Genomic DNA, 11,807 nt, shown 5'->3' with positions numbered 1-11,807 from the left:
ATGTTCATTTAAGGGTCTCTCAAGGTTGGTTTTCGGGCCGAATAGGTACAATGACGCATCTTGACATCCGGACCCAATTTTATGACGCTTTTTGACGCCTTCATCCTCGGCATCGTCGAGGGAATTACCGAATATCTTCCCGTCTCTTCTACCGCCCACCTCTACCTCGCCGGACAGATGCTCGGTCTCAAGCAGGACACCTTCCTGACCGCCTTCGAGATCATCATCCAGATCGCGCCGATCTTCTCGGTCATGCTGATCTACCGCGAACGGCTCATGCAGAGCGCTGCGCTCTGGATCAAACTCATCGCCGCGTTCATCCCGACGGGCATCGTCGGCCTGCTCTTTCACAAACAGATCGAGGCGATGTTCGCCGCCAACTCCACCGTCGCCCTGATGATCCTCACCGGGATCGCTTTTCTTGCCGTCGAGTTCGCCTACAAGCCCAAGGCGCACGCCGTCAAAGACCTCGAGGGGGTCAGCATGAAACAGGCCCTCACCGTCGGTGTCTTCCAGGTCTTCGCCCTGGTGCCGGGGGTTTCGCGCTCGGGGATGACGATCCTCGGCGGGATGCTCGGCGGACTGTCGCGGGACACGGCCATGGCCTTTTCGTTCCTGCTGGCCATCCCGACGATGGGCGCCGCCTCTGGCTATACGCTGCTCAAGGAGTACTCGGCCCTCTCCTTCGAGCATTTCGGCGCACTGGCCATCGGCTTCGTCGTCTCCTTTGTCGTCGGCTGGATCGCCGTCAAAACCTTCCTCGCCGTCGTCTCGCGCTACAGTTTCAAGCCCTTCGGCGTCTACCTCATTGCCAGCGGTCTGCTCTACGGGCTTTTCGGCGTCGAACTCGTCCACTGAAACAGCTGCATTAGCCAAAAACCCGGGGCTTCCGTCCAACGCCCTTTGGCTATAATCGCGGCATGAAACCGATCGAACACGTAAGAAACGCCCTGTCCGACCTCGACAAAGAGGTGCAGGCGATCCTGATGGATATGAAGCTCAACCTGACCCAGAAAGACAACGCCATGCTGCCGCTGCTGCAGCAGCAGAAGGTCCTCAAACAGACCCTCGAGGATCTCGAATACCTTGAAGCGCATCCGCCCTCGCCGAACCAGCCGTGCGGGATCTCAAAATACCGGGAAGACTAAAATATGGGGATGGGGCAGAGGCCCCGTAGGGGTCAGGCCTCTTTGCGTTTGAACAGCAGCCGGTCGAAGGAGAGGTTACCGGCGCCGTGCGTCAGCAGGACGAAAAGCATAATAAAATAATACAGCGGGATTTCAAACCCGTTGTTGCCTGACTGGAAGCCATTGGGCAGGTGCACGAGGGTAATGGCAACGAGCATGACGACCATCAACGGAATGGAGATCAGCCGCGTAAATAGCCCCAGCGTCAAGAGCACGACACCCGATGCTTCCGTCGTTGCCGCCAGGTATGCCTGCAGTGTGGGCATTGGGAGGCCCATGGAAGCGAACCATTCGGCCACGGAGCCGATATCGTTCCACTTCATCTTCGCCGGTTCATAGAAACCATAAGCGAGGATCAGCCGTACGAAAAGCAGTGCGACACTCTGAAGCTTTTCCACGGCCGGTTCGACGATTTTACATAGGTTGGAAAGCTGGCATTGCATGGCGGCTCCTTTCCTGCGGGAAACTCACTGCCGCGGGATCACCCGCTGCATTTTCCCTGGCCACATTTGCCTTTCGGCTTCTCTTGCTTCTCACCGTTGCACTTGGCGTTCATGTTCTCTTTTTTCTCGCCGTTGCACTTGGTATTCATCTTCGCTTTTTTCTCACCGCTGCACTTGGTTGCCGGTGTTTCCATTTTTTCGCCGTTGCATTTTGCAAAGGCCGACGTCGCGCCGATTCCCATCAACAGGGCCGCGCCGAGCAGCATTGCCGCCAACTTATACGTTCTCATCATACACTCCTTGTGTTCGATCTGTCTGAAAGCATTGTAGCGGGAAGGGCTCAATACCATCAACGAGCATGATCGCACAGCATCAATAACGTTTCATAAACAGTTTTTTTTGGGGTTTTATAAAAAGAAGTAGTGAGGAACTCTCCTCCAGATACCTGCGGCACATGCACAGAAAAGGTGGGCTGCTATGTTCCCATCCTGACCCAGTGCCTCGCCTACGCATTGCACAGGTCTAAAGGAGAGCGTTCAAAACAGCGAACTGTCCTGAGCGCTGGTGTAATTATACCGCATCACGCCCCGGAATGCAACTCTCAGCTTCCGGTTTTGCACCAATGCGCTTTCAGATTGAGCAGCAGCAGCCAGAGCACCGCCACATCGATCATCACGTCGGCAAAATTGAAGACGGCAAAATCAAACCCGCAGTGCCAGTAAACGTAATCCACTACTCCCGGGTGCACAAAACGGTCGTAGACGTTGGAGAGGCCCGCACCCACCAAGATGCCGACCGGGAGCATGTAGCAGGTTTTTTTCAGCCGCAAAACATACACGAGCACCCCGGCGATCAGCAGCAGCTGCAGCCATTTGAGCCATGATTCCAGGAAAGCGAACATCGAGAAAGCGACCCCTTTGTTGTAGACGAGGGTCAGATCGATACAGTCGCTGTAGAAACGGTAGCCGTCCAGGAAAAGCGCCTTGATGTTCTGGTCGATGATGAAAATCCCGGCCAGGGCCAGGAAGAGTGCGAGCACGCCCCTAGTCATTGAGGGCATGCCTGAAGAAGCCGCTGAGGCGCTCCATCTCCGTAGTCATCGCTTCGCGGTCCCGCCCTTCGAGCAGGAGGCGCAGCTTGTTCTCCGTCCCGCTGTAGCGGATAAGGTGGCGCATGCCTGCGGCCTCGACCCCCTGCAGCACGTCTGCGAGTCCGTCGATGGTGTCCAGCGGCTTTTTCGTTTTGACATTGAGATTGACGAGCATTTGCGGATAGAGTTCGAACGGGCGCAGCGCCGTGGAGGCCTTCGCATCGGTCATCAGCACCATCGCCAGCACCTGCAGCGCCGTCACCAGGCCGTCCCCGGTCTTGGCGAAATCGTGCATGATGACGTGCCCGCTCTGTTCGCCGCCGAAGTTGATGCCGTGTTCGCGCATCGTCTCCAGCACGTACTTGTCGCCGACGCCGCAGCGGTGGAGCGTGAGCCCCGCGGCGGCCATCGCGTCTTCAAGCGCCTGGTTGCTCATCACCGTCGCCACGATCCCGTCACCCTTGAGCAGGCCGTACTTGTGCATGAAAAGTCCCAGAGCGCCGAGCAACTGGTCCCCGTCGATCACCTCGCCCTTTTCGTCCACCACGACCAGGCGATCCGCGTCGCCGTCGAGGGCGAAACCGATGTCGGCACGGTACTGCTTGACCGCTTTTTGGACGTCTTTGGGGTGCAGCGCGCCGCACCCCTCGTTGATATTGAAACCGTCAGGGCCGTTATGCAGGACGATCACTTCCGCCCCCAGCTCCTCAAGAACCGTCGGACCGACCTTGTAGCCCGCGCCGTTGGCGGTATCGAGCACAATGCGCATCCCCTGTAGGCTGAGCACATCGGGAAAGGAGTTCTTGAGCTGGACGATGTAGCGGCCGATGACGTCGTCGATCCGCTTTGCCGAACCGATGGCGCGGCCCGTGACCTGCGCTTTGGCGATCTGCGCGTCGTCCCGGTAGATCGCTTCGATCTGCGCTTCGACCTCTTCGGAGAACTTGTTGCCGTGGGCGTCGAAGAGCTTGATGCCGTTGTCTTCGAAGGAGTTGTGGCTCGCCGAGATCATGATGCCCGCGTCACAGCGCATGTTTTCGGTCAGGAAGGCGATGGCCGGTGTGGGCATCGGCCCGATCTGCACGACGTCGTACCCGACGGCGGTCAGGCCGCTGACAATGGCGTTTTCGATCATATAGCCGCTGCGGCGCGTATCTTTGCCCAGCAGGATCTTCTTCGTCTTAGAGCTCTTTTTGAAGTAGATCCCCGCTGCCATCGCCGTACGCATCGCCAGCTCCGCCGTCAAAAATGTTCCCGCTTCACCACGTACGCCGTCGGTCCCGAATAATTTCATTTCTACCCTTCTCATCGCCCAGAAAGCGGGGAATACACTAAAGTTTAACTTAAATTTAAATATTTTTAAGGTAGTATTCTACCCTAAATTTTTTTCCAGAAGGATAAAGGCTATGGCAAACCATAAGTCATCAATGAAACGTATCCGTCAAACTGAAAAACGTACGGAACGTAACAGATTTTACCGCACGCGCCTGAAAAACATCGTCAAAGCTGTCCGCGCAGCCATCGATGAAGGCAACAAAGAAGCAGCATCTGCCGCTATGACTGTCGCTAACCAGCAGATCCACAAGTTCGTCACCAAAGGGATCCTGAAAAAAGAGACAGCTTCCCGCAAAGTCAGCCGCCTGCAAAAAGCTGTAAACAGCCTGTAGTACGTCAACGGAGCAAAAGCCCCGTTGTCTACGTTAACACTGGGTTCGCCTAGGCGGCGGGCCCGCACCCCAAGGGTACTTCCTTCGGGGCGCGCGCAGATTAACCGCGCTTAATCTCCCCCTATTTTCATCCTAGACATTACATGAATACTGAATGTTCTTCACATACTGGGAGTATGAATGCTTTCTGACAAACTGACCCCTTTTATCGACCGCTATAACGAACTCAGCGAACTACTCAGCAGTCCCGACATCGCCAACGACATCAAACGGATGACCGCACTCTCCAAAGAGCAATCCTCCCTGCAAGACATCGTCGATACGGCCAAGGCCTACAAACAGCTGCTCGTGGACATCGAAGAGAACAAGTCTCTTGTCTACGACGACGAACTGGGAGAACTGGCCAAAGAGGAGCTCAAAACCCTCGAACCGCAGGTCCCCGTGATGGAGGAGGAGATCAAGGTCCTCCTGCTGCCGACGGACCCCAACGACGAGCGCAACATTATCCTGGAGATGCGCGCGGGCACCGGCGGGGACGAAGCCGCAATCTTTGTCGGCGACCTCTTTACTGCCTATACCCGTTACGCGGAGATCAAAGGGTGGAAGATCGAACTGATCAGCTCCAGCCCCTCCGACATGGGCGGCTACAAGGAGATCACGGCGCTCATCAAGGGTGACAAGGTCTACAGCCGTCTGAAATTTGAAGGGGGGACCCACCGCGTGCAGCGGGTCCCGGCGACGGAGTCCCAGGGACGCGTCCACACCTCCGCCATCACCGTGGCCGTCATGCCCGAAGCGGATGACGTCGACGTTAAGATCGATCCGAACGATCTCAAGATCGACGTCATGCGTTCCTCCGGCTGTGGCGGGCAGTCCGTCAATACGACCGACTCCGCGGTGCGTATCACCCACCTGCCCACCGGCATCGTCGTCACCAACCAGGACCAGAAATCGCAGCATAAGAATAAAGAGAAAGCGATGAAGGTCCTGCAGGCGCGCCTCTTTGAGATCGAGCAGCAGAAAGCCCAGGAGGCCGAGGGCGCCGCGCGCAAGGAACAGGTCGGTACCGGCGACCGCAGCGGCCGCATCCGCACCTACAACTACCCTCAGAACCGCATCTCGGACCACCGCATCAACCTGACGCTCTACCGCCTCAACGAGATCATGACCGGCGGCCTCTTCGACGAGATCATCGACCCTCTCATCGCTGACGCCCAAGCAAAAAGCATGGAGGCTGCAGGCCTCTAAGCGGCATCGCTGCCCAAGCCACTATCCGCTTTTTATATAAGTCCGAAATGATAATTAGCGTGTCAGGAGGATCACCGGGGAGTGGGATGTCCCGAAAGCGGCAGCTTGTTGCCCTTTCTTCTTCCGGGTTCGGCTTCTTCTTTGGGCACACAAAGAAGAAGGGGAACAAACACATTTTATACGGCACCCGAACAAAGTCCGGGTACCTGCGTTAACACTGCGTTCTCTTCAGCAGAGTGCTCACGCGCAGACAACCCGCGCTTATTACTTCACATCCAAAACCGTCTCAAAAGTCTTCTTCACAAGCCCTTTGAAGGTAATCGTCCCCTCTTCCAGCCCGAGATAGAGCGTCTCTCCACTTTTGGGGTAGACATTCGCTTTGTCGCCGACAAGTTCTTGACGGTTGGCGCGGTAGAAACAGGCCGCCATCCCCGTCCCGCAGGCGAGCGTCTCGTCCTCGACTCCGCGTTCATAGGTCCGCACCCGGATGGAGCCGTCACTGTCGACGCTGGCAATGTTGACGTTGGCGTTGTGCTCGAAGCGCAGGGCACGCGCCTCTTCGAGGTCGAAGTTATCCATGTCGGCATCAAAGGTGACAAGGTGGGGCACGCCCGTATCGAGCAGCCACCACTTTTTCCCGCCCGCAACGATGTCATCACGCAGGATCTTCGGCGGGGTCAGATCGCTCTGTACCATCTCCCCCTCCACTTCCGCACCGATGACGCCCGCTTCCGTCAGGAAGGTCATGTTCGCCGGCGCCAGGCCGTTGCTGTAGGCGTAGTGCGCGCAGGCACGGCTGCCGTTGCCGCACATCTCCGCCGTCGAGCCGTCGCTGTTGTAGAACTGCCACTCGAAATCGTACTCGGCATGCGGTACAAGGACAATCAGGCCGTCGGCCCCGACACCGCTTTGGCGGTCGCAAAGGGTGCGTGCCAGTTCGGAGCGGTCTCTTGCGATAAAGCTGTGAAAGAGGACAAAGTCATTACCGCTGGCGCTGTATTTGGCGATCATCATCATATGGGCCTTTTAGAGATATCAGTATGGAAGTGTAGTGGGTCTTGCTTGAAAAGTTATTGATATTTTGCTTTGATCGTATCGACAAAGGCCTCGCACTCAGCCTGAAGGTGTTTGAGGTTGCCGCTGTTGTCGATCACCCAGGTCGCGCGCTTTTTCTTCGCCTCGATGTCCATCTGGGACTCGATGCGGCGCAGCGCCTCGGCCTCGTCGAAGCCGTTGCGTTTCATAAACCGCTGCAGCTGCGTCGCTTTGGGAGTGTAAACGACAACGGAGTCCGCGATGGGGTAGGCCTGCGTTTCGAAATAGAGCGGGATATCGATCAGGTAGGGAAACTTGAAAGCGTCCTGGCGCTCGCTCTCCTCCTCGATCGCCTGACGGATCTTGGGGTGCAGGTAAGCTTCGAGCGTCGCTTTGGCTTCGGGATCGGAAAAAATCACCTTCCCCAGTTCGCTGCGCAGGACCTTGCCGTTTTCAACATAGTGTGCGCCGAAGGTCTCGGCGACCCATCCGCTGTGCTCGTCCAGCAGCCTGTGCGCGATCGCATCGGCGTCGATGACCCGCAGGCCGTGCAGGGCCAGCAGGGAGGCGACGGTACTTTTGCCCGTCGCGATCCCCCCGGTCAGTGCGATCGCGTATTCAAACGCCATCACAGCCCCCTGGGAAGGCGTGGGCGCTCCAAGAGCACTTCTGCCAGGGCGCCCGCTGCTGATGTAGCTTTGCGGAATTTCACAGGGCGTAAGCCCGAGGACAACGCGGACACAGCGTCAGCGTAGTCGGAGGGGCTTTGCTCCTTCGGCGTACTCATAATGGAAGCCATTTAGTTGCGGATGATCCCGAGGTAGGTTTTACGGATGTAGTTCGGCATCGCGAACGCGGCCGGGTGGATATCGGTGTTGTAATACTCCAGCCCGTCGAGCATGTCCGCACGGTGGAGGTTGATGTCCGCCGTCGGGTGGTTGCCCTTGCTGGCCAGCAGGAGGGTCTCCTCATTGGCAAGGCGGTAAGGCATGATCACCTTGAAATAGTTGCCCAGCACACCGAGCAGCACCGTATTGGCCTGGACTTCCTCGAGCGAAGCGTGGCGCATGGAAACGACCCCCTCTTCGCTGAGAACGCGGCTGATGTGCCCGGCCACCGCCGCATCGACATCCGCTTCGCAGAGAACGACGTCGACACTGCCGTCGGCGACTTCGCGCAGCGCGTCAAGGCTGGCCGGCGCATGGATGACAACGACGCCCTCATGGCGCGCCACTTCCGTCTGAAGGCGTTCGGGCGCCTCGCTGATCACCAGAACATTCTGGGGCGCCTTGTGGGTACACATCGGGACGTGTACCATCATTTCAGGGTAGACAAACTCTCTCATTTTCTCAATTCCTCGGGGCGTTAAGGGCTTTGTTTAGAACGGCCCTTGTGCCGAAAGTGGCGCGATTTTAGCATCTTACATTTAAACCGGAATGAAGAAATTTCGAACTTCTTTCCGGTCAAGCTTTTGGCGCGCCGAACACGTAGGCGAAGCATAACGCATCTGCGCTGAAAGCCCCTGCCAAACCCTATCCTAACCCCACCTTCGCTATACTTCCATTAATAATCATCTGGAGCGATCTATGAGTCAAATCAGCTACAAAGACGCCGGTGTCGATATCGACGCCGGGAACAGTTTCGTCGAGAACATCAAGCCCCTGGTCAAGTCGACCCGCATCCCCGGTGTTTTGGGCGGGATCGGCTCTTTCGCCGGCGCCTTCGAGATGCCAACTGGATACAAGGAACCCGTCCTCCTCGCCGCGACCGACGGCGTCGGCACAAAGCTGAAACTGGCCATCGACTCCGGCAAACACGACACGGTCGGCATCGACCTCGTCGCCATGTGCGTCAACGACCTCATCTGCAACTTCGGCACGCCGACCTTCTTCCTCGACTACTATGCCACGGGCAAACTCGAGGTCGATGTGGCCACCGCCGTCGTCAGCGGGATCGCAGAAGGGTGCCGCCAGGCCGAATGCGCCCTGATCGGCGGTGAAACGGCGGAGATGCCGGGGATGTACTCCAAAGATGACTACGACCTCGCCGGCTTCGCCGTCGGTGTTGCGGAGAAGAGCGAGCTCGACACCCCCGCCAACGTCCGCGCGGGCGACAAGCTGATCGCCCTGCCGAGCTCCGGCCTGCACTCCAACGGCTTCTCCCTGGCGCGCAAGGTCCTGTTTGAGAAGATGGGGATGAAATTCGACGACGACTTTAACGGCGCGCCGCTCATCGACGCCCTGCTTGCGCCGACACGCATCTACGTCAAGACCTTCAAGCAGCTCAAACCGAAGATCCAGGCGATGGCCCACATCACCGGCGGCGGCCTCGTCGAGAACCTGCCGCGCGTCCTGCCGGAGGGCCTGCGCGCCGTCATCAAAGGCGACGACGTCCGCGTCCTGCCGATCTTTGAACTGATGAGCGAACACGTTGCCCGCGACGAGATGTTCCGTGCCTTCAACATGGGTGTCGGCATGGTTCTCGTCGTCCGTCCCGACGACGTCAACGCCGTCCTCGACGCCACCGATGGCTACCTGATCGGTGAGATCGAACCGGGTGACAAAGAGGCCCGGATCGTCTAAACCGTTTCAGACAACCTTCCTCGAAAGACAGAGCATCCCGCCGGGGGCCTTGTCCCCTCTCCCTCCACACCTCTGACAGACCTGCATCGACACATAACAATATTGCCTTTCGGCGAAGCCTATGAAAACCGCCACCATGCCTCGGCATACACCTGTTTTTGGATACGTGAAGTCGATCGGCTGTTTCGAAATAATGGAAGGAAGAACGGAACCCGCCCGGGGTTCAGCAGTTCGGGCGGCCGTTAAAGGGAGGGAACGGAACGGATCCGTTAAAGCGCGCGGCGCCGGGCGCCGCACGGAAAGATTGAGCGGAAGGTTATTCCGCCGCCTCGTATTTGTCGTAGCGCGGGAAGATAAAGGTTGATTCGCGGTCGACGGCGATCTTCTCTTTGTCGTCGATGGCATAGGCGTGGATCTTGATCGGCAGTACCGTATCCTTACGCTCATCCTTAACCAGCTCCTCCGTCGTATAGAGGCGGACGATTTTCTTCTTCTTCACGCCCGGATGGACGGTGAAGGGTTTGGTCGGCTTGAGAATTTTGATCTTGCCTTCCATCCCCTTCGGTGCCTCGATGTCGAAATAGAACTTGTGGTCTTTATCCTGCGTATTCTGCAGCAGGAAGATGTAATCGTTCTCGACCAGCGTTTTGCCTTCCGGCGTTTTCTCGATGGCATAGAGACGGTTCTCTTTGTTGATGTTAAGCAGCATATGCTCCTTCTTGCTTCCCATCATACCGAGGACGACCATGATGATGACCAGGACGACGGCATACCCGATGATCTTCGGACGCAGGTAGTGCGTTTTGCCTTTCTGGAACAGCACCTCTTTTTCGCTCGACCAGCGGACCAGCGACGGACGTCCGAGCGCACCCATAACTTCCGTACAGGCGTCGACACACTCGAGGCAGTTGATACACTCGAGCTGCAGCCCCTGGCGGATATCGATATGGGTCGGACAGACGGTCACACAGCTTTCACAGGTCGTACACTCCGCATTCGGCTCGACCGCCTGCAGATCCTTCTGTTTCGTGTACTGCTTGTGCTTCGCTTCGTCGTAGATCTCGCCACCGCGGTGCGGATCGTAGATCGCCATCACCGTATCTTCGTCGTACAGGACCGACTGGATACGGGAGTAGGGACAGACGTAGACACACCAGTTCTCTTTGAACCAGACGACATCCACGACCAGGAAGAGCGTTGTGATCAGCAGGATCCCGACGAGGATCAGGTGGTCACCCGCGTTCAGCAGGTACGGGAAAAAGTCCTCCGGCGGGACGAAGAACCACAGGAAGTTCGCCGTCGCCAGCAGGGACAGCGCCGTCCAGAGCGCAATGGCGACAACACGCTTGGCCTTGTTCTCCGGCTTGCTCCAGTCGGGCTCTTTCTGCTTGTTCTTGATCCGCTTGCGCAGTTTCAGGATCTTCGTTTCGATCAGGTCACGGTAGATGACGCGGAAGATCGTCTGCGGACAGACCCAGCCGCAGAAAACGCGGCCGCCCAGTACCGTCATCCCGAAGACCCCGATAAAAAGGATCATCAGAATGAACGGCATGAGGTACATCTCCTGCATGTCGAACTGGACAAACGCCAGGTGCAGTTTGAGCTTGTCAAAGCTCAGCAGGAAAATATGGTTGCCGTTGATCGTAATCCACGGCAGTACCAGTGACACGATGGTCATCCCCACGAAAAACCAGTAGCGTTTTACGCGGTAGGATACCCACCCTTTTAAATACTCTTTCTTACTGACCTTGGCCGATCCGGCCTGGCCTGAGACTTCTGCCTGACTCACTGTCTACTCCTTTTCATTGACTTGCGGACATTCGATCGTTTCGATAATGCTGGCTTCGGCATTGTCGACGTTTTCCAAGAAACTGCTTCCCATCGCCACCTCTTTGAGCTCCCGCGACTCGATGTAATCTTTCAGGGAACTCCGGCTCACATCCAATACTCTAGCGATCTCGCTGACACTCTGTCCTTCCCGAAGCGAACCGATGATCACCTCGAGATAAGGGTCGAACTTCGAAGAAGAACGGCTCCCTCTCGGGCGGCCGATCACCTTCTTCTCCACCGACTGTATCGTCTGTCGCAGCTGGTCAACCAACCCCATTGCGACGATGATATCACTTTGCGCATTCAAGACGATTGAAGGTTTGATCAAGTGGGTTTCGATGCCGTTTTTGAGCAGACAGCTCAACATCTGTACGACATCCTCGATATTGCTGCTGAGCACCCACAGGTCGTAGATCAGCAGCGTACCCCCCATGTGTTCGGACTGGCGCATATAACGCACAGCCTCGTCACGTTCACTGAGGCGGCTGTTCTGCGACAGCTGATCAACCATCTCGTCTTCGATCACCAGATCATGTTTCTTGGCATAGGCACTGATCACTTTCAGCTGTTCGTATACACCGTGAAAGTGGCTATCGGCACGGATATAACTGAATATCATTGACGTATAAACCTTTCGCATTCTCCAGTTTCAACGTCATTCTACCCTTTTTGGCGAAGTAATGTCAATGTTTTATCAGTTTTTTTCGTCACATTTTTATCTCATT

14 protein-coding genes and 1 other RNA gene are annotated in these 11,807 nt (G+C 56.8%); 5 read left to right on the top strand and 10 right to left on the bottom strand.

Going from position 1 to position 11,807, the window contains the following annotated elements:
* The first annotated feature begins 81 nt into the window (after positions 1-81).
* Entirely contained in the window at positions 82-858 is a 777-nt protein-coding gene (locus WCX72_RS01190; protein WP_345970407.1) for an undecaprenyl-diphosphate phosphatase, read from the top strand.
* 62 nt (positions 859-920) lie between these two features.
* The gene (locus WCX72_RS01185; protein WP_231019856.1) at positions 921-1,148 is read left to right on the top strand and encodes a hypothetical protein; all 228 of its coding nucleotides are present in this window, start codon (positions 921-923) and stop codon (positions 1,146-1,148) included.
* A gap of 32 nt (positions 1,149-1,180) precedes the next feature.
* Here WCX72_RS01185 and WCX72_RS01180 read toward each other — a convergent pair whose 3' ends face one another.
* The 5 genes from WCX72_RS01180 to glmM form a co-directional block, all read right to left on the bottom strand.
* Positions 1,181-1,630 carry a DoxX family protein gene (locus tag WCX72_RS01180; RefSeq protein WP_345970406.1) on the bottom strand — a complete coding sequence of 150 codons (450 nt, stop codon included), beginning with the start codon at positions 1,628-1,630 and terminating at the stop codon, positions 1,181-1,183.
* A 38-nt stretch (positions 1,631-1,668) separates the two neighbouring features.
* Positions 1,669-1,923 carry a hypothetical protein gene (locus WCX72_RS01175; protein ID WP_345970404.1) on the bottom strand — a complete coding sequence of 85 codons (255 nt, stop codon included), beginning with the start codon at positions 1,921-1,923 and terminating at the stop codon, positions 1,669-1,671.
* A 138-nt stretch (positions 1,924-2,061) separates the two neighbouring features.
* Positions 2,062-2,159, bottom strand: an RNA gene (gene ffs, locus WCX72_RS01170) — signal recognition particle sRNA small type.
* Between the two features lie 72 nt (positions 2,160-2,231).
* The gene (gene lspA, locus WCX72_RS01165) at positions 2,232-2,681 is read right to left on the bottom strand and encodes a signal peptidase II (RefSeq protein WP_345970403.1); all 450 of its coding nucleotides are present in this window, start codon (positions 2,679-2,681) and stop codon (positions 2,232-2,234) included.
* Entirely contained in the window at positions 2,674-4,014 is a 1,341-nt protein-coding gene (glmM, locus tag WCX72_RS01160) for a phosphoglucosamine mutase (RefSeq protein WP_345970401.1), read from the bottom strand. The genes lspA and glmM overlap by 8 nt, the downstream gene beginning before the upstream one ends.
* Positions 4,015-4,126: 112 nt before the next feature.
* On the opposite strand from glmM, the gene rpsT reads away from it, so the two are divergent.
* Positions 4,127-4,387 (top strand): 30S ribosomal protein S20, encoded by a 261-nt coding sequence (gene rpsT, locus WCX72_RS01155; RefSeq protein WP_345970400.1) that lies wholly within the window; start codon positions 4,127-4,129, stop codon positions 4,385-4,387.
* A gap of 180 nt (positions 4,388-4,567) precedes the next feature.
* A complete protein-coding gene (prfA, locus tag WCX72_RS01150) occupies positions 4,568-5,635 on the top strand; it encodes a peptide chain release factor 1 (RefSeq protein ID WP_345970398.1) in 1,068 nt (355 codons plus the stop codon).
* 264 nt (positions 5,636-5,899) lie between these two features.
* Here prfA and dapF read toward each other — a convergent pair whose 3' ends face one another.
* The 3 genes from dapF to WCX72_RS01135 form a co-directional block, all read right to left on the bottom strand.
* Positions 5,900-6,649 carry a diaminopimelate epimerase gene (gene dapF, locus WCX72_RS01145; protein ID WP_345971573.1) on the bottom strand — a complete coding sequence of 250 codons (750 nt, stop codon included), beginning with the start codon at positions 6,647-6,649 and terminating at the stop codon, positions 5,900-5,902.
* A gap of 56 nt (positions 6,650-6,705) precedes the next feature.
* Entirely contained in the window at positions 6,706-7,299 is a 594-nt protein-coding gene (gene coaE / locus WCX72_RS01140; RefSeq protein WP_345970397.1) for a dephospho-CoA kinase, read from the bottom strand.
* 170 nt (positions 7,300-7,469) lie between these two features.
* Complete coding sequence (locus WCX72_RS01135; RefSeq protein WP_345970396.1) at positions 7,470-8,015, bottom strand: spermidine synthase; 546 nt, start codon at positions 8,013-8,015, stop codon at positions 7,470-7,472.
* Between the two features lie 241 nt (positions 8,016-8,256).
* On the opposite strand from WCX72_RS01135, the gene purM reads away from it, so the two are divergent.
* Entirely contained in the window at positions 8,257-9,252 is a 996-nt protein-coding gene (gene purM / locus WCX72_RS01130; protein WP_345970395.1) for a phosphoribosylformylglycinamidine cyclo-ligase, read from the top strand.
* A 316-nt stretch (positions 9,253-9,568) separates the two neighbouring features.
* On the opposite strand, the gene ccoG is transcribed toward purM, so the two are convergent.
* On the bottom strand, positions 9,569-11,041 hold the full coding sequence (gene ccoG / locus WCX72_RS01125; RefSeq protein WP_345970393.1) for a cytochrome c oxidase accessory protein CcoG: 1,473 nt from the start codon (positions 11,039-11,041) through the stop codon (positions 9,569-9,571).
* Between the two features lie 3 nt (positions 11,042-11,044).
* On the bottom strand, positions 11,045-11,701 hold the full coding sequence (locus tag WCX72_RS01120) for a hypothetical protein (RefSeq protein WP_345970392.1): 657 nt from the start codon (positions 11,699-11,701) through the stop codon (positions 11,045-11,047).
* Between the last annotated feature and the right edge of the window lie 106 nt (positions 11,702-11,807).

The sequence above is a fragment of the Thiomicrolovo immobilis genome (genome assembly GCF_039645955.1).
GTDB classification, from domain to species: domain Bacteria; phylum Campylobacterota; class Campylobacteria; order Campylobacterales; family Sulfurimonadaceae; genus Thiomicrolovo; species Thiomicrolovo diazotrophicus.
Note: the sequence above shows the minus strand (reverse complement) of the source record. Positions and strands in the feature narration are given on the sequence as shown.

Coding starts and splice junctions, on each gene's coding strand:
- WCX72_RS01190 (WP_345970407.1), top strand. CDS start 82: ATGACGCTTTTTGACGCCTTCATCCTCGGCATCGTCGAGGGAATTACC.
- WCX72_RS01185 (WP_231019856.1), top strand. CDS start 921: ATGAAACCGATCGAACACGTAAGAAACGCCCTGTCCGACCTCGACAAA.
- WCX72_RS01180 (WP_345970406.1), bottom strand. CDS start 1,630: ATGCAATGCCAGCTTTCCAACCTATGTAAAATCGTCGAACCGGCCGTG.
- WCX72_RS01175 (WP_345970404.1), bottom strand. CDS start 1,923: ATGATGAGAACGTATAAGTTGGCGGCAATGCTGCTCGGCGCGGCCCTG.
- lspA (WP_345970403.1), bottom strand. CDS start 2,681: ATGACTAGGGGCGTGCTCGCACTCTTCCTGGCCCTGGCCGGGATTTTC.
- glmM (WP_345970401.1), bottom strand. CDS start 4,014: ATGAAATTATTCGGGACCGACGGCGTACGTGGTGAAGCGGGAACATTT.
- rpsT (WP_345970400.1), top strand. CDS start 4,127: ATGGCAAACCATAAGTCATCAATGAAACGTATCCGTCAAACTGAAAAA.
- prfA (WP_345970398.1), top strand. CDS start 4,568: ATGCTTTCTGACAAACTGACCCCTTTTATCGACCGCTATAACGAACTC.
- dapF (WP_345971573.1), bottom strand. CDS start 6,649: ATGATGATCGCCAAATACAGCGCCAGCGGTAATGACTTTGTCCTCTTT.
- coaE (WP_345970397.1), bottom strand. CDS start 7,299: ATGGCGTTTGAATACGCGATCGCACTGACCGGGGGGATCGCGACGGGC.
- WCX72_RS01135 (WP_345970396.1), bottom strand. CDS start 8,015: ATGAGAGAGTTTGTCTACCCTGAAATGATGGTACACGTCCCGATGTGT.
- purM (WP_345970395.1), top strand. CDS start 8,257: ATGAGTCAAATCAGCTACAAAGACGCCGGTGTCGATATCGACGCCGGG.
- WCX72_RS01120 (WP_345970392.1), bottom strand. CDS start 11,701: ATGATATTCAGTTATATCCGTGCCGATAGCCACTTTCACGGTGTATAC.